This is a genomic window from Geomonas sp. Red32, assembly GCF_023652955.1.
Classification (GTDB): Bacteria; Desulfobacterota; Desulfuromonadia; order Geobacterales; family Geobacteraceae; genus Geomonas.
The window spans coordinates 104045-120482 of the sequence record NZ_JAKLOY010000005.1 but is presented as its reverse complement, the minus strand read 5'-3'; the positions used below and the strand labels follow the sequence as shown (position 1 = coordinate 120482).

General features: G+C 61.0%; 16 protein-coding genes. 12 read left to right on the top strand and 4 right to left on the bottom strand.

Going from position 1 to position 16438, the window contains the following annotated elements:
• Positions 1 to 215: 215 nt before the first annotated feature.
• Positions 216 to 998 (bottom strand): phosphorylase family protein, encoded by a 783-nt coding sequence (locus L4X63_RS14400; protein WP_250679341.1) that lies wholly within the window; start codon positions 996 to 998, stop codon positions 216 to 218.
• 227 nt (positions 999 to 1225) lie between these two features.
• Between L4X63_RS14400 and hpnJ the strand changes: the two genes are divergently transcribed.
• The 4 genes from hpnJ to L4X63_RS14380 all read left to right on the top strand — a co-directional run bounded on the left by hpnJ (position 1226) and on the right by L4X63_RS14380 (position 4926).
• Positions 1226 to 2647 (top strand): hopanoid biosynthesis associated radical SAM protein HpnJ, encoded by a 1422-nt coding sequence (gene hpnJ, locus L4X63_RS14395; RefSeq protein ID WP_250679340.1) that lies wholly within the window; start codon positions 1226 to 1228, stop codon positions 2645 to 2647.
• Positions 2648 to 2876: 229 nt separating this feature from the next.
• A complete protein-coding gene (hpnK, locus tag L4X63_RS14390; protein ID WP_250679339.1) occupies positions 2877 to 3743 on the top strand; it encodes a hopanoid biosynthesis-associated protein HpnK in 867 nt (288 codons plus the stop codon).
• A complete protein-coding gene (locus L4X63_RS14385) occupies positions 3736 to 4116 on the top strand; it encodes an EamA family transporter (RefSeq protein ID WP_250679338.1) in 381 nt (126 codons plus the stop codon). The genes hpnK and L4X63_RS14385 overlap by 8 nt, the downstream gene beginning before the upstream one ends.
• A 51-nt stretch (positions 4117 to 4167) precedes the next feature.
• Positions 4168 to 4926, top strand: coding sequence for a DUF3108 domain-containing protein (locus L4X63_RS14380; protein WP_250679337.1), 759 nt, complete (start codon positions 4168 to 4170; stop codon positions 4924 to 4926).
• Between the two features lie 87 nt (positions 4927 to 5013).
• Here L4X63_RS14380 and L4X63_RS14375 read toward each other — a convergent pair whose 3' ends face one another.
• Both L4X63_RS14375 and asnS read right to left on the bottom strand, forming a co-directional pair.
• Positions 5014 to 5403 (bottom strand): hypothetical protein, encoded by a 390-nt coding sequence (locus L4X63_RS14375; protein WP_250679336.1) that lies wholly within the window; start codon positions 5401 to 5403, stop codon positions 5014 to 5016.
• Positions 5404 to 5848: 445 nt separating this feature from the next.
• Positions 5849 to 7234 (bottom strand): asparagine--tRNA ligase, encoded by a 1386-nt coding sequence (gene asnS / locus L4X63_RS14370; RefSeq protein WP_250679335.1) that lies wholly within the window; start codon positions 7232 to 7234, stop codon positions 5849 to 5851.
• Positions 7235 to 7341: 107 nt separating this feature from the next.
• On the opposite strand from asnS, the gene L4X63_RS14365 reads away from it, so the two are divergent.
• The 6 genes from L4X63_RS14365 (at position 7342) to L4X63_RS14340 (ending at position 11277) form a co-directional block, all read left to right on the top strand.
• Positions 7342 to 7725 (top strand): S41 family peptidase, encoded by a 384-nt coding sequence (locus L4X63_RS14365; RefSeq protein WP_250679334.1) that lies wholly within the window; start codon positions 7342 to 7344, stop codon positions 7723 to 7725.
• Between the two features lie 11 nt (positions 7726 to 7736).
• Positions 7737 to 8183, top strand: coding sequence for a glutaredoxin domain-containing protein (locus L4X63_RS14360; RefSeq protein ID WP_250679333.1), 447 nt, complete (start codon positions 7737 to 7739; stop codon positions 8181 to 8183).
• Positions 8184 to 8441: 258 nt separating this feature from the next.
• Positions 8442 to 8624, top strand: a complete 183-nt coding sequence (locus L4X63_RS14355) for a MerR family transcriptional regulator (protein WP_250679332.1) — start codon at positions 8442 to 8444, stop codon at positions 8622 to 8624.
• A 112-nt stretch (positions 8625 to 8736) separates the two neighbouring features.
• Positions 8737 to 9699 (top strand): HD-GYP domain-containing protein, encoded by a 963-nt coding sequence (locus tag L4X63_RS14350; RefSeq protein ID WP_250679331.1) that lies wholly within the window; start codon positions 8737 to 8739, stop codon positions 9697 to 9699.
• 70 nt (positions 9700 to 9769) lie between these two features.
• Complete coding sequence (locus L4X63_RS14345) at positions 9770 to 10276, top strand: chemotaxis protein CheX (RefSeq protein WP_250679330.1); 507 nt, start codon at positions 9770 to 9772, stop codon at positions 10274 to 10276.
• A 329-nt stretch (positions 10277 to 10605) separates the two neighbouring features.
• On the top strand, positions 10606 to 11277 hold the full coding sequence (locus L4X63_RS14340) for a fibronectin type III domain-containing protein (RefSeq protein WP_250679329.1): 672 nt from the start codon (positions 10606 to 10608) through the stop codon (positions 11275 to 11277).
• A gap of 751 nt (positions 11278 to 12028) precedes the next feature.
• Here the strand turns inward: L4X63_RS14340 and L4X63_RS14335 are convergent.
• Complete coding sequence (locus tag L4X63_RS14335; RefSeq protein ID WP_250679328.1) at positions 12029 to 13654, bottom strand: fumarate hydratase; 1626 nt, start codon at positions 13652 to 13654, stop codon at positions 12029 to 12031.
• 445 nt (positions 13655 to 14099) lie between these two features.
• Here L4X63_RS14335 and L4X63_RS14330 point away from each other — a divergent pair, with 445 nt between their 5' ends.
• Both L4X63_RS14330 and L4X63_RS14325 read left to right on the top strand, forming a co-directional pair.
• Positions 14100 to 14978 (top strand): PhnD/SsuA/transferrin family substrate-binding protein, encoded by an 879-nt coding sequence (locus L4X63_RS14330; RefSeq protein WP_250679327.1) that lies wholly within the window; start codon positions 14100 to 14102, stop codon positions 14976 to 14978.
• A complete protein-coding gene (locus tag L4X63_RS14325) occupies positions 14975 to 16423 on the top strand; it encodes a sensor histidine kinase (RefSeq protein ID WP_250679326.1) in 1449 nt (482 codons plus the stop codon). Before L4X63_RS14330 ends, L4X63_RS14325 begins: the two co-directional genes overlap by 4 nt.
• The last annotated feature ends 15 nt before the right edge of the window (positions 16424 to 16438 follow it).

The following is a 16438-nucleotide window of genomic DNA, read 5'->3' as shown; positions in this document are numbered from 1 at the left end:
CCGGCGACGTTGATGGGAAACTCCCGGGAAGATGTGGCGGTGTCAATGAAGGCGGATTCTACCAGACGGGAGAAAGGAAAGTCTAATGGGTAATATTAATCCAGTGGATGGGCTGGATCGGTTTTTTGAATAATAAAAGAAAGGCCGCGCCCATCTTCCGGTGGGTGCGGCCTTCATACAAATAGCTGGTAGCGATGCCGGATTTTTAAGAGGCCTCAGTTCCGCGACAGTTCTTCCGCCAGCACCCTTAGCGCGCGTTCCACTCCTTCGGCAAGGAGCTTCCCCGCCCGGTTCGTGTTGGCGGAAAGACGCAGCAGTTGCGGGATGATCCATGGTCTTTTCACCACGCAAGCCAGCACGCGCGGGATCCGCAGGTTGAGATCGGCGTCGCAGAACTCCTCGATGGAGAAGCCGAGCTCCTCTTCGGCGGCGTCGCTGATTCCCCTGATGGCAACCACAGGCACACCGGATCGTGCGGCTGTGCCGAGGACGGCGGCAGTTTCCATCTCCAGCACCGGGTTGCCAAGGCCGGCGCAGTAGAGGGCTCCTACGTCCTGCTTGTTCATGATGGCGGCAGCGGTCAGAAAGGTTCCGGCCTTAAACGGCATCCCCTGCGGCGACGGCGCTCCGGCCACTACCTGCGTCAACCGGGGGGCGGGGGAGGGGGCTTCGATGGCTCCTCCCTTTCCTATCGTCATCACCCGTTCGGCGAGCACCAGGTCCCCTACCTTCAGCCCTGGAACTACGCCTCCTCCGAATCCATAATTGAGGATCGCGGCAGGGGAGGCGAGCCGGATCAGTTCCCCGGTTGCCTCCCCGGCGTGGGCGGGACCCATTCCGGATTCCACCAGGACGATGGCTGCGCCGGCGAATTCTCCGCGGTACAGGTTGAGCCTTCCGGCGCGCTCCTTCTTGAGGGCGGGGATACGGGCGCGCAGTGCGGCGACCTCCTGCGGCATGGCGGCAACGAGGCCGAGGCAGCGACTATTGGTGGACAAGGGCAATTCTGAATTCCTCCAGTCCCCCCTTAGCAAAGGAGGAGACGTAAATCCGTCTCTCAGGCGATATCGATGTTCACAGACGGCGAGCCGCAACTGTAACAGAGCTAAACCCCGCATCGCAACGCTAAAGACACAGGGGCTTTGGCCTTGACAAAAAAAACGTCAGGCTCTATTGTGACGGATTGTTTTTTCCGCTAAGTCCAACCCCTGGAGGGATAAATAGAATGAAACCGCTGTTTCTCAATCCACCCACCTTCGAGGATTTCGACGGAGGTGCCGGCGCCCGCTACCAAGCCTCCCGTGAGGTAACCTCCTTCTGGTTTCCCACCTGGCTGACCTACCCGGCCGGCATGATCCCGGGATCGCGGGTGGTGGACGCTCCGGTGCAGAGGCTCGATCTTGCGGCCTGCCTGGAGATAGCAAAAGATTACGACCTGGTGGTGATGTACACCTCCACCCCGACGCTCGCCATCGATGTCGAGACTGCCCGTAAGATCAAGGCCGGCAAACCCTCGACGGTGACGGTGCTGACCGGCCCGCACGTCACCATCCTCCCCGAAGAGAGCCTCCGCTTCGCCAGCGGCGCGGTCGACATCGTCTGCCGCGGTGAGTTCGACTACGCGGTGAAGGAGCTCTGCGAAGGAAAGCCCTGGGAAGAAGTGGAAGGGATCAGCTTCCTGAAAGACGGCCAGGTGACCCATACCAAGGACCGCGCCATTCTCACCGACCTGGACAGCCTCCCCTTCTCCAGCCAGATCTACAAGCGGGACCTCCCGATCGAGGAGTACATCATCCCGCACATCAAGCACCCGTACGTCTCGATCTATACGAGCCGCGGCTGCCCGGCCCGCTGCGTCTTCTGCCTCTGGCCGCAGACCTATTCCGGCCACAAGATGAGGACCAGGAGCCCCGAGAACGTCTACGAGGAGGTCCGCTGGATCAAGGAAAACCTCCCCCAGGTGAAGGACATCTCCTTCGACGACGACACCTTCTCGGCCGATAAGAAGCACGCCATTGCCGTCGCGCGCCTGATCAAGCCCTTGAACGTCTCCTGGGTCATCAACGCCCGGGCCAACTGCGACTACGAGACCCTCAAGGAGATGCGCGAGGCCGGCCTCCACCACGTCATCGTCGGCTTCGAGTCCGGTAACGAGCAGATCCTCAAGAACATCAAGAAGGGTGTCACCAAGGCCCAGGCCATCGAGTTCACCAAGAACTGCAAGAAGCTCGGGATCACCATCCACGGCGCCTTCATCATGGGGCTCCCCGGAGAGACCAAGGAGACCATCAAGGAGACCATCGACTACGCGATCAAGCTCGACCTCGACTCCATCCAGGTCTCGCTGGCGTCTCCCTATCCCGGCACCGAGTTCTACGCGATGGCCAAGAAAGAGGGATGGATCGCCTCGGACAGCTTCCTCGATGCCACCGGCCACCAGAAGTGCGTGATCAACTACCCGGGGCTCTCCAACCAGGAGATCTTCGACGCCGTCGAGATGTTCTACAAGAAGTTCTACTTCCGTCCCAAGTACATCGCCCGGAGCATCTTCAAGATGATCGTCGATTCCGAGACCCGGAAGAAGCTCCTCAAGGAAGGCGCCCAGTACTTCGAGTACATGAAAAAGCGCAAAGAGCTCAAGATGTAACTCAGCCGAGGGGGGCATTGCGACACGCCCTCCGCTGGCCTTGGCCAGCAAAGCCGCCCCTACGTCCCCCCCTTGTCAAAGGGGGGACAGGGGGGATTTTAGCCTAGGTAGGCCCCGCCACCGGAAACAGCAGGTAGCCGGGATGACGCGTGGTTCCGGCTTCCCCCACCCCCTGCCCCCCTCCCTCGAGGGGAGGGGGGGATTAGTTCGAAATGTTGAAGAGAGCCGCATGAAAGAGCTGATCATAAATGCCGACGACTTCGGGCTTTCTAGCGGGGCCAACAAGGGGATCATCCGTGCCTGGCAGGACGGGATCCTAACCAGCACCTCGCTGATGCCGGGGGGGATGGCCTTCGAGGAGGCGGTAGCCCTCGCCAAGGAGAACCCGGGGCTGCAGGTGGGACTCCATGTCACCCTGGTGCAGGGGAGGGCGGTCTCCGCCGCCCAAGGCCTTCCCGCCCTTGCCGATGCCAGCGGCGCCTTCGGTAACGATCCGGTCTTCGCCGGCATGCGCTACTACTTCCTGAAACCGTTGAGAAAGAAGCTCTACCGGGAGATCGAGGGGCAGATCCTCAAATGCCGCGAGGCGGGTATCGAGCTCTCCCACGTGGACGGGCACCTCAACATTCACATGCACCCGGTGGTCTTCGACATCCTGTGCGAACTGATGCCGAAGTACGGGATCTCTACCTTCCGGCTGTCGCGCGAGAACCTGTCCGCCAACCTCGCGGTGGACCGCCAGCGGATGGTAGGGAAATGCGCCGACGCCTTCATCTTCGCGTCGCTCGCCAAACGCTGCCGCCCCCACCTCGACCGGCTCGGCCTCCGCTATGCCGGAGAGGTGAAGGGGCTTCTCAACTCCGGGCGGATGACCGAGGAGTACCTGTTGAACGCCCTGGACAGCGTGGGGGAGGGGCTGACCGAGATCTACTTCCACCCCGGCTGCCGCCCCTGCGCCGAACTCGACCGCTGGATGCCCACCTACCGCCACGACGACGAGCTCGCCGCCCTCACCAGCAGCAAAGTGACCGGCAAGCTCGCCCAGCTCGGCATCCGGCTCAGAAATTACCGTGGAGAGGTTAAAAACTATGCTTAAAACCGTCGTCGTCATGCTGCTGGCCGTCACGGCCGGGACTATCGGGGATCTGCTGCTGGCCCGCGGCATGAAGGAGGTGGGTGACCTCTCCACCATGAACCTCAAGGGTATCCTCAACGTGGCCGTGCAGGCGCTCACCTCCCCGAAGCTCGTCCTCGGTACCTGCATGCTCGCCATCTTCTTCTTCCTCTGGCTCGCCGTCCTCTCATGGGAGGACCTTTCGGTGGCTCTTCCGATGCAGGCGCTGAACTACATCCTGGTCGCCTTCCTCTCCCAATACTTCCTCCAGGAGGTGGTGAGCCCGCTGCGCTGGGCCGGTACCGTGCTGGTCGCGGTCGGGGTCGTGATGATTACTAAGAGCGGCGGCGCCTGACCTTTAATTTTCTCCTTGAAAACAACTGGCTGGTTTAGCTAATCTGTAAAGATGAAAACTTTCGCTCTACTGGCCATTTGCACCCTTTTTCTCCTTCCTCTCTCCGCGTCGCCGGCGTCCGCCCTTTCCCCGACACCGGAACGGCTGGTCTACGACATCAGCTGGACCGGTCTGTCCGCCGCCACCGCCGTGCAGGAAGTGAATTACAAGGGGGACGAAGTCCACATCGTGTCCACTACCAAGTCGGCCAAGTGGCTGAACCCTTTCTTTCCAGTCAACGACCGGGCGGAAGCGATACTGAAGAAGGGGGGAGGCTCGGACTACCTGGTGGTCCCCAAGATCTACCGCGAGAAGATCAACGAAGGGCGCTTCCATACCAACAAGGAGGCGGTCTTCGACATCCCGCAGCTGAAAGTCGAGACCAAGGATTTCCTGAAGAAGACGGAGAAGGTCGATCCCATCAGCGCGCGGACCTTTGACAGTCTTTCCTGCATCTATGCCGTGCGGGGGATGGATCTCACGGTCGGGAAGTCGATATTCATCGATATCTACGACTGCAAGAAACTCTGGAAGACCGAAGTTCAGATCGTGAAGCGCGAGGAGATCAAGACACCGCTGGGGAAATTCAAGTGCCTGGTGGTGAAGCCGCTTTTGAGGTCGGAAGGATTCTTCGCCCGTACCGGCGACGTGACGGTCTGGATCACCGACGACGCCTTGAGGATTCCGGTCAAGATGACCACCAAGGTGAAGATAGGCAAGATCACCGCCGTCCTGATCGGCGGGAGCTACTGGCCGAAGCAAGAGGAGTGACGGCTTCCTCACCCCTGCCCCTTGGAATGGCATAGAGATAAAAGGCCCCGGACAGCTTGTCTGTCCGGGGCCTTTTTCTTTGATGTTTCAGCTTTGTCCTTCGATCTGGACGATGATGTTTCCGGGGCGTCCGACCCGCGTGATCCTGATCTCGCCCCGGGTGCGATCGACGTCGTCGACCCGGTACTTTTTGCCGTCGAATTCGATGGCGGCCCCCTCCTCCAGTTCCCTGATCCGCAGGGTCTTCACCTTGAGCTTATGGCCGGAGTCGTGGTGCCAGTGGTCGTGGTGGATGACCCAGCAGGCGGTGCCGAGCACGCACAGAATAAACCCCATCGCCAGGAAGTCCACCAGGGTGAGACCGGATGGCTGGCGCGTCAGCAGATGGAAGGTGAACGCCAAGCTGAAGCAACCATCGGCGACGAGTGCGGTCAGGGCGGCATCAACCCTGCCCCGATTGTTCCTGAACGTGTCCATGAGCCCCTACCTGAAAATACAATAAATTGCAGCCCCGCCAGCTGCAAAGCCGGGGGGAAATGTGCGGATACGCCGGTACCTGGTCCTGCTTGAAGATAAGATGCAATTAAGAGTGGATTGGGGTGTTCCTGTCTGCTCGATGCGTGCCACCGTACCGCCGGCTGTATCGATTAATCCGTATATTGCCCCGAGCTACCGCACCGTTACCCCTTGGTCCGGCTCCATATTGTTAACATGATACGGATGTTGGAGACGGCTGTACTTGCCGGTGAGAGCGTATGGGGAGGCCTGGCGACCGTAGTAATCTTGGAGATTGTTAATTATTGCGGTGGGATGTGAGGAGGGTAACAAAGGAGCTACGTGAAATGGCAGTAAAAAATAGCGATTTCACGTAGCTCCCGCGGGGCTTGCTCTCGACTCACTGGCGGCGGCAGGGGATAAGAAGCTAAAATTCCGCGTGTTTAGGCGTTCTGGGGAAGGGGATGACGTCGCGGATGTTCTCCATGCCGGTCAGGTACATGATGAGCCGCTCGAATCCCAGACCGAAACCGGCGTGGGGAGTGGAGCCCCATCTCCTCGTGTCGAGGTACCAGGAAAGGCTTTCCGGATCGATCCCGGTCTCCGCCATCCTCCCGGTCAGCCGGTCGAGGCGCTCTTCGCGCTGGCTACCGCCGATGATCTCGCCAACCTTAGGTACCAAAAGGTCCATGGCGGCCACCGTCCGGTTGTCGTCGTTCATCCGCATGTAGAAGGCCTTGATCCCCTTCGGGTAGCCGGTGACGAAGACGGGGCCTCCCACCACCTGTTCGGTCAGGTAGCGCTCGTGTTCCGACTGCAGGTCGAGTCCCCACTCCACCGGGTACTGGAAGGAGACGGCCGCTTTCTTGAGCCGCTCGATCGCTTCCGTGTAGGTCATGCGGGCGAACGTGGCGGTGGCTACTGCCTCGATCCTCCCGATGAGCCCCTTGTCGATCTGGGCGTTGAAGAACTGCATGTCTTCGTCGCAGCTGTTGAGGGCGAAGGTGCAGAGCCTCTTCAAAAACGCCTCCGCCAGGTCGGCGTCGTCGGAGAGGTCGGCGAAGGCCATCTCGGGCTCGATCATCCAGAATTCGGCGGCGTGGCGGGAGGTGTTGGAATTCTCGGCACGGAAGGTGGGGCCGAAGGTGTAGATGTCCGAGAAAGCCTGGGCGAAGATCTCCCCTTCCAGTTGTCCGCTCACGGTGAGCCCGGTGGCGCGGCCGAAGAAGTCTTCGCCGAAGTCGATCCGGCCGCCGACGCGGGGTGGATTGGCGAGGTCGAGGGTGGTGACGCGGAAAAGCTCCCCCGCCCCCTCGCAGTCGTTGGCGGTGATGATGGGGGTGTGGACGTAGAGAAAGCCCCGCTCGGCGAAGAAACGGTGGACCTCCTGGGCCAAGGCGCTACGGACCCGGAAGACGGCGCCGAAGGTGTTGCTCCTCACCCTCAGGTGGGCAATGGTCCTAAGATACTCGAAGCTGTGACGCTTCTTCTGCATCGGGTATTCCTGGTCCGCATCCCCGACGATCTGGACCTGCCGAGCTTTCAGTTCCATCGCCTGCCCGGCCGCCGGAGATGCCTGGAGGAGCCCATGTACCGCGACCGCGCTCCCGGTCCCCATCCGGCTCACCTCGTCGAAATTGGGAAGATCCGGCTCGATGACCACCTGGATCCCCGATTGGCAGGAGCCGTCGTTGAGGGCGACGAAGGTCACTCCCTTGCCGGTCCTGACGCTCCGCACCCATCCCTTGACCAGCAGTTCCTGGCCGGGCCGCCCGTTCTCGAGGGCCTGTTTTACCTTGATCCTTGCAGTCATAGTGGCAACTCCGTATGCGTTTGGATTCATTATATATAACATGAAAACCGCCGGCTGGCCAAAACCATAGTTGACACCAATACTACCCTCGTATACCTTTACCTCCCATGATGAAAACGTTTTTCGCTATGGTTGTCTTCCTGCTCCTGGCCGCCGCCCCCTTATGGGGAGCCAACTCTTCCGTCTACTTCGGCGGCGTCGGTATTGATGGGGTTCCCCGGGCCGATGGTTCCATCGTGGTGAGGCAGTTGGTACAGGGGGGACCCGCCCAGCAAGGCGGCATCCACGTGAATGACGTCATTACCCACATCGACGGGGCTGCTACCCAGGGAAGCAATTTTAAGGACATGGTCGAGCACCGGTTGCGGGGAAAAGCGGGAACCGCCGTCTTGCTTAAGGTACGGCGTCCGGGCAACCCGAAGGTGCTCACCTTCAAACTCGTCCGCCGCCAACTCGCTCTTCCGGGGAGCAAGGTTAATAAGGCCCGGTAGGAGGTATAGTCATGCGCATCGCATCCATGATATCGCTGGCCGTCTCGCTTCTCATTGCGGTCTCCGCGCTGGCCGCCGACGGCGGCGCGCCGGGTGGCAAGGTGGTAAGCCGCCTGGCCGACAACCCGCGGGGGACTGTGGCGGCCGCCGACAGCGGCACACCCCTCTCCCAAAGCCCACTCCCCGCCCGTCCCGCGGCGCAGAGCTATCCGAAGATCGTACTCTACTCGGTCTCCTGGTGCCCGCACTGCAAACAGGCCAAGGAGTACTTCACCAGGAACAACATCCCCTTCATCAACCGCGACGTCGAGATCGACACCGAGGCCTACCACCTCCTGACCGGCAAGTACAAGAGCCAGGGAGTCCCGGTGATCGTCATCGGCGATGACGCCGAAGTGATACGCGGCTTCAACGAGAAGAGCTTCCAGAAGACCCTCGACAAGTACCTGAAGAAATAGCAGCCACCCCCGCGCCCGATGTACTCATTAAAGCCCCCGTTTTACGGGGGCTTTTTGCGTTCTCCCCCTCAAAAAGCGGAGCGGGCGCGTTGCAAATCCCCGTGATCCTTAGTTTTCTTCCGCCGGTTCCCTTGACATGAAAGGTAACAGCGATACCATCCATCCATGAGGGAAGACGGTTTTTTTACTCATGTGAAAGGCGGCTTCCTCAACGTAACCATACCGCAGCGGCGAGGCGGACCGCTCAAGGGGGGCACCATGCTGGTATCCAAGACCTGGTACACAATCGATGAAGCCGTAGCCAAGTTCGGCGTAGAGGAGGAGCGGCTGAGGGTGTGGATCGACGAGGGAGTGATCCGGACCGAGGATGAGAACGGGAAGGTCGTCCGCGTCAACGGGGACGATGTCGAGCTCAAAATCGGTGAATTGACCGGCATCTGAAACGCCTTCTTCACGATTTCGCCGATAAACGCTTAAGATCTCGGCTCTTATGCCGATATCTATACCTGTCTTGCCGTTGGCGACGAAGCCGGACGGCATGACGGAGGTGGCTATGGGTGAAATGTATGTCCCCGTAAACATAGAGAGTATTCAACCCGAAGTCTTCCCCGATGTGGCCCTGTACATCCGCAGCGGCGACAAATACATTCTTTACAAAAGCCACGGCAGAAACTTCACCCAGCAGGACGCCACCCGCCTGCTGGGGAACAACGTGGAGGTGCTCTTCGTAAGCCCGGAGGATCTGGAGGCCATCACCACCTACATGGAGACCAACGCCGAGCGGGTACTCCAGGACGACACCCTGCAGGCGGCCACCAAGGGTAAGATCATCTACCAGACCTCGATCAACTTCGTCGGCGACCTCTTCGAGCATCCCGAGAAGGTGAGCGACTTCAACCGCAGCAAGAGGCTCGTCGAGAACCTGCTGCAGTACCTCTCCAGCGACCCCGCATGCCTCAATTCGCTGGAGAACGTTATGTCGCACAACTACTATACCTTCGTACACAGCCTCCAGGTGGCCGCCCTCTCCGTGCTGCTCCACCGCGAAGCGTACCTCCTCTCCCACGACGAGATGATCGACGTGGCGATCGGGACCCTGCTGCACGATTTCGGCAAGATCTTCGTCTCCCAGGAGATCCTCAACAAGGAAGGGAAGCTGACCCCCGCCGAGATGGAGGCGTACCGCAAACACCCCGAGGACGGGTACCTGTACCTGAAGGCCAACACCAAGATCTCGGACATCTCGCTGGGGATCGTCCGCTACCACCACGAACGCAACAACGGTAAAGGTTATCCGCAGGGCCTGAAGGGACCCGCCATCGCCCGCAGTGCCCAGGCCGCCGCCATCTGCGACGTCTACTGTACCCTGACCATCGACCGCACCTGCCGCAAAGCGCTCTCCTCATCGATTGCCGTCGGGCTCATGAAGCAGGAGATGAAGGAAGCCTTCAACGAGAAGCTGCTGGACGTGCTGGAAGGGATCGTCTGCGCGGACAACCCGGCGCAGTTTCTGTGATGATCGACGTTAACCCGGAAGAAAAACATCACGAGGAGAGGGATCCCGCTGGGGATCGGAGGGAGGCATCTTGTCCAGCATCACCTTTGAAGAAATCATGTTCACCATCATGTCGGCCACCCAGGATACCTTTAAGAGCTACATGGGGATAGACGTCTTCGCCGGCAAAGTCGAGAAGAAGATCAACCCTTTGCGTAGCGATGTGGTAGGTATCGTGGGAGTGGCGGGGGACCGGGTCGGCTACATTCTGTTCTCCTGCGAGAAGGCGTCGGCCGAGCAGATCGCCAAGGACCTCCTGATGATCGAGGAAGCCGACGAGGAGTCGATCAACGACGCGATGGGGGAGATCACCAACAACATCGCCGGGGTCTTCAAGACCAAGTACCACGAGCAGTACGGGAGCGTGGCGCTCGGCTTCCCGCTGGTGGTCTCCGGCCGCATCCGTCCCATCGACGAATTTCCCCCGCCGCCGCCCGGTTCCGCCGACGGGAGTATGAGCGTCCAGTGCAAGGGGGTCACCATACCCTTCACCACCATGGACTCCCGGATGGCCTTCAGGGTCATGGTCTACATGTAGTTCCTGCAGCAAGATCGGCCGCCCCCGATGCCACACGCGCCGGGGGCGGCCCGGTATTTGCCGGATCGGTACCTTGCGGCGGCACTCCGTGGCCAGGCGGTCACGCCGAGCACCTCTCTTAAAAAAATTCACAGTGCCGGCAGCCCCCTTCATGAGCAATCCGCCACTCCTCCCCCAGTCCTTTCCAATCGTTACCTCCCCCGCATTTTTCTCCTGCCTGTTCTCATGATAATTCGCACCGTTACGTCATCCACCCCCCCCTTGCCATCCCCGGTTCCTTCTGTAAACTGGCACGAAAGCAGTCCAGATTTCAGGAAAGGAGGTCCGGTATGTCAAAGAAGAAGCAGGAATCGCCGAAAAAACCGTTGTTGACGTGGCTCGCCGGGGAGCAGATACCAGCCTTGCTGGCTAAAACAGGTAACATCCTCTCCTGCGCAGCCGTCCACGAGTGCTACCGTGAGGGGAATCCCTCGGCAGTGGATTCCATCCTGGCTTCCATGAGCAAGGGACATGCAACGCTGAACCAGGCCTACCTTGCGGTGCTGGGGGGAGACAATTCCCAGACGGCGTTAAGGGACGACACTCGGGCGAAACTGGTCATGGACGTCTACCACTTCGGTAATTGGGTCGAAATCATGGGACGGGAAAATCCGGCTGCCCTGTTGAACACCGGTTACCTATCGGCGGGCCCCGTAGTGCGGCATCGGGTGCCGCCGCCCCTGGACGCCCCGGCGACCGGTCTGGTCCTTTCCCATGGGCCCCATACGGGGAGCGGGTATGCCAAGTACACCTACATGAAAGGGGTAAAGTGCAGCGAGCTCTGGTACACCTGTAAGGATCCCGCCTTCGGGGAGAACTGGAGTTTCCTGAAGAGCGGGGTGGGGACCAAGTTGGAGTTCGACGGGCTTGAGCCGGGCAAGCTCTACTATTTCCGGCTCAGGGGAATCAACGCCCGCGGAGCCGGTCCCTGGTCCACCGTGGTCAGCCTCCGTGCCATCTGACGCCAACCAGGGGCCAGGCCGCATGCCTGGCCCCGCATCCACCTTCTGCAATCTCCGTCTCCGGTCCGGCACTGCCCCCGCCATTTACCCGCCTTTGCCCGTCCGCTGCGGTCAGTCTACCCCTCATCACTCTCTCATGACACGCTCATCTGCCGCTCTCCTCCACCACCGTTGCCCTGCTTTCTTCCGTCTAAGGGGGAGAGCCCGGGGATAACGTAAAATCCGCTGGCTTACGCTCACATTCTCAAACCTGACCATAGATCCGCCGGCTTAAGGTTAACTCCGCCGGCCTTAACGTTAAATCGGAAGACTTAAGCTTGGATGCGCCCAACTTAAGCTTAAATCCGGTCGATTAACCAAGTTCGGCCCTTTTGTGGGCTATCCCAGACAATTTTCGCGCCATTCCCTCCGGCTTCTATGAAGAAACCGTGGTTCTGAAGCTTAATCCTCAAGATTTTTCCTTCTATCCCTCGACTTACGCTTAACTCCATCCGTCTTAAGCTTAAATCTGCCGATTTAAGCTTGAGTCCGTCCGACTTAACGTTATGCCCGCCGGATTAACCTTAGGGCCCGGAGGTAAACGGTAGCCCCGGCGAAATAGACATCTAGTTGTGGTGTTAATCCTGGGCAGGTCGGGTTAGGCGTGGGCAGGGAACGGTAGGAACCACAGTCCTTGGCGTAACTCCATATAAAAGAAAAAGCCCCCGGGGCCGAAGCGCCGGGGGCTTTTGGGTGGGACTGGGGCTGCGGCTTAGAGGCCGAGCTGTTTGAAGAAGTCGTTCCCTTTGTCGTCGACCAGGATGAAGGCGGGGAAGTCTTCGACTTCGATCTTCCAGACGGCTTCCATGCCGAGCTCGGGGAAGTCGATGCACTCGACTTTCTTGATGTTCTCTTCGGCGAGGACGGCTGCCGGGCCACCGATGGAACCCAGGTAGAAGCCGCCGTGCTTCTTGCAGGCGTCGGTGACCTGCTGGCTGCGGTTACCTTTGGCGATCATCACCATGGAGCCGCCGTTTTCCTGCAGCAGGTCGACGTAGGAGTCCATGCGGCCGGCGGTGGTGGGGCCGAAGGAGCCGGAGGGCTTCCCTTTCGGGGTCTTGGCCGGGCCGGCGTAGTAGATCGGGTGGTTCTTCAGGTACTCCGGAAGCGGCTTGCCGGAGTCGAGGATCTCCTTGAACTTGGCGTGGGCGATGTCGCGGCCGACCACGATGGTGCCGGAAAGAAGCAGCGGGGTGGAGACCGGGTGCTTGGTCAGCTCGGCCAGGATGTCCTTCATCGGCTGGTTGAGGTTCACCCTCACGCCGTGGCCGTGCTTGCCGCGGTACTGGTCGGGGATCAGGCGGCCCGGATTCTCGTCCATCTGCTCGACCCAGATCCCTTCCTTGTTGATCTTCGCCTTGATGTTCCTGTCGGCGGAGCAGGAAACGCCCATGCCGACCGGGCAGGAGGCGCCGTGGCGCGGCAGGCGCACGATGCGGACGTCGTGGGCGAAGTACTTCCCGCCGAACTGGGCGCCGATGCCGCTCTTCTGGGCCTCTTCGAGGAGCTTCGCTTCCAGCTCGACGTCGCGGAAGGCCTGGCCGTGCTCGTTGCCGACGGTGGGGAGGGCGTCGAGGTACTTGGCGCTCGCGAGCTTCACGGTCTTGAGGCAGGTCTCGGCGCTGGTGCCGCCGATGACGAAGGCCAGGTGGTACGGCGGGCAGGCCGCGGTCCCCAGGGTCTTCATCTTGGCCACCAGGAACTTCACCAGGCTGTCCGGGTTGAGAAGCGCCTTGGTCTCCTGGTAGAGGTAGGTCTTGTTGGCGGAGCCGCCACCTTTGGCCATGAAGAGGAACTTGTACTCGGCGCCCTTGGTGGCGTAGAGGTCGATCTGGGCCGGGAGGTTGGTCCCGGTATTGATCTCCTTGTACATGTCGAGGGCCACGGTCTGGGAGTAGCGGAGGTTCTCCTCGGTGTAGGTCTTGTAGACCCCCTTGGAGAGGTACTCCTCGTCGTTGGTGCCGGTCCAGACGGCCTGCCCCTTCTTGCCCATCACGATGGCGGTGCCGGTGTCCTGGCAGATCGGGAGCTCGAGGCTGGCGGCAACTTCGGCGTTACGGAGAAAGGCGAGGGCGACGCCCTTGTCGTTCATGGAAGCTTCCGGGTCGGAGAGGATCTTCGCGACCTGCTCGTTGTGCTCGCGGCGCAGCTTGAAGGAGAGGTCCTTCATGGCGGTGTTGGCCACCACGGTCAGCGCCTCCGGGGCAACCTTGAGAACCTCCTGCCCCTCGAAGCTGGCGACGCTCACGTACTGCTTGGAGTCGGGGAGCAGGCGGTATTCGGTGGTGTCCGGACCGAGCGGGAAGGCTTCCTGGTACTTGAATTCGGGAGTTGCCATCGTTTCTCTTCTCCTTTTGGTGGGATGATAAAAGATGTTATAAATAGGTGCCGTTGGCGGCGGATGCGCTACCGGGGCGCTGCCGGGGCGGCCCGGATTGTATACAGTACGCGAATATATTGCAAACGGCTCATTTTGTCGAGAGGGAAGTTGCTCCGGCCCGATCCCTTTCAGGCGCTGCCCGGCTGCGCAACTGCCGGAAACCGTTGGCCGTGCGTAAGATGGCGTCAACATTGCAGCGGCAGGGGGGGCGGATTGCCGTCCGGTGCCAGGACGGGGGAGCGGGTTTGCCCGGCGCGCGGCGCACGGCCCCTCCGCGGCACCGGTAACGCACGTTCCGTTGTCTGCTAAATCGCCACACTGTTACTTTTTCGTTACGCCCCTTGGCGGAGCACTCCGGGTGTATCTCGGAGCAATATTTGTGGTTATTAAGGTGCAATAGCTCATGTATCGAAAGCTTCCCCTTGCCGTTTTCGTGATGGTACTCGCCGGGCTGCTGGCCGTCGCCCCCTGCCGGGCCGAAAAGCCCCTGGTCCGCTTCGGCGCCACGCTATACTCCCAGCCGATCACCATGTTCGAGCGGTACCAGCCCCTGATGGACTACCTGACCGAAAACACCCCCTACCGGTTCGAGCTGGTGCTTGGGGAAGACTATCTCGAGACCGCGAGGCTCCTCAAGGAGGGGAAGGTGGAGATTGCGGCGGTGGGTGATGGGGGGCTCGCCAAGGCCGTGCTCGGCTACGGGATGGTCCCCATCGTGAAGCCTCGCAACGACAAGGGGCGACCGGTGTACCGCTCCTGCCTGGTGGTCCCCGTGGATTCTCCCATCCGTTCGGTGCGGGACCTGCGGGGCAAGCGGGTCGCTTTTGCCTACCGGCATTCGATCTCCGGCAACCTGTTCGCCTGGAAGCTCCTGAGCCAGTACGGCATGAAGGGGTCCGATTTCAGTGACATGGAAACTCACAAGACCCACGGGGAGGCACTGGCCTCGGTTTTAAGGGGAGAGCACGACGCAGCCTTCGTCCGGGAGGCCACCGCCCTGCATCACCTGAAGAGGGGGGTGCGGATGATCGCCTGTTCCGAGGAGATCCCGTCGGTTCCCCTTCTGGCGAGGCCGGCAACCCCCAAAGAGGTGGTTGCCCAGGTGACCGCCGCTCTCCTCAAGCTCGATCCCGCCAACCCCCGGCACCGGGCGGTGCTGAAAAGCCTGGACCGCGAGTTCCATAACGGTTTCGTGCCGGCCAGCAGAGGGGACTACCGCGAGGTACTCTCCCTGTATGCCCGGAAGCCGTACGGCTGCGGGATGGAGTGCCACCGGAGATGATCCCGTTCCACAGCATAAAAACCAAGTTCGTGCTCGCCTCCGTCTTGCTGGTGCTGCTCTTCTCCTTAAGCTGGGGAGGGCACGTGGTGGTCAAGGAGAAACGCCACCTCTACCACACCCTGGAGAGCCAGGGGCGGCTTCTCCTCACCACCCTGCAGAGGCCGATCATCAACACCATGATACTCAAGGAGATGGAGGCCGCGCCCGGGCTGCTCGACAACTACGTCGAGGAGGTCATCAAAAATCCCGACTTCCCCGCCGTCTACGCCTTCATCACCGACCCCCAGGGGAAGGTCCTAAGCCACAACCGCACCGAAGAGCTCGGGGTCTACTACCGCGACCCCCTGACCAGGCAAGCCATCGAGGGAAACGCCTTCGTGAGCCGTTACACGGCCGATCCCTCCGGGCAGCGGATCCTCGACATGGGGATCCCCCTCCGGATAGGTACCAAGAAGTGGGGGGCGTTCAGGGTCGGTTTCTCCTGTGCCGCCATCGAGGAGGAGTTCAACGCCTTCACCCTGGAGATCGTCCTCTTCGCGGTGGTGCTGTCGGCCGCCTCCACCGTGGTCCTGTACGCCATCGGTGCCGCCATGGCGCGCCCCATCGAGGAGCTCGCGGCGGCCATGGGGGCGATCGACCTCGGGGCGCTGACATCCGCCACCTTTCCCCCGCGCCGCGACGAGATCGGCGATCTCCAGACGAGCTTCCAGCGGATGGTGGAGCGGCTCGGCCGCAGCGAGCGGGAGCGCGAGCGCGCCATGAATCAGCTCATCCACCGGGAGAAGATGGCCACCATCGGAGAGATCGTCGCCGGGGTGGCCCACGAGATCGGCAACCCCATGGCCGCCATGTCGGCCGCGCTCTACGAGGTGGAGCGGAAGCTTCCCCCCGAAGGTAAGGAGTGCGGGGCGGTCCTCAAGGGAGGGATGGAGAGGATCCAGAAGATCCTCCGCCAGCTGACCGATTTCAGCAGGAAGGGAGGGCTGGAGCTCGCCCGGGTCCCGAGCGACCTCTTCTTCTCCGAGACGGCCGCCTTCGCCACCATGGCCACCAAGAAGTACCGGGTGGAGCTGGCTGCCCGCGATCTTTGCCAGCCGCCGGTCCCTCTCGAGATCGACAAGGGAAAGCTCCACCAGGTGGTGCTGAACCTGGTGCTCAACGCCACGGTGGCCTCGCCGCCCGACGGGGTAATCGAGCTCACCGCGGCGCTCTCCCCCGAGGGGTACCGCCTGACGGTGCTGGACCGTGGGGAGGGGATCCCCGCGGAGGAGCTGGACAAGGTGTTCGAAATATTCTATACCACCAAGCCGGCCGGAACCGGGACCGGCATCGGGCTGGCGGTCTGCAAGGACATCGTCGATCTGCACCACGGGGAGATCGCGGTGGCAAGCAGAAAGGGGGAGACGGTCTTCACCGTCACCATTCCCGTCCGGCAAACGGCGTAGAAAAGGAGTTGAGCG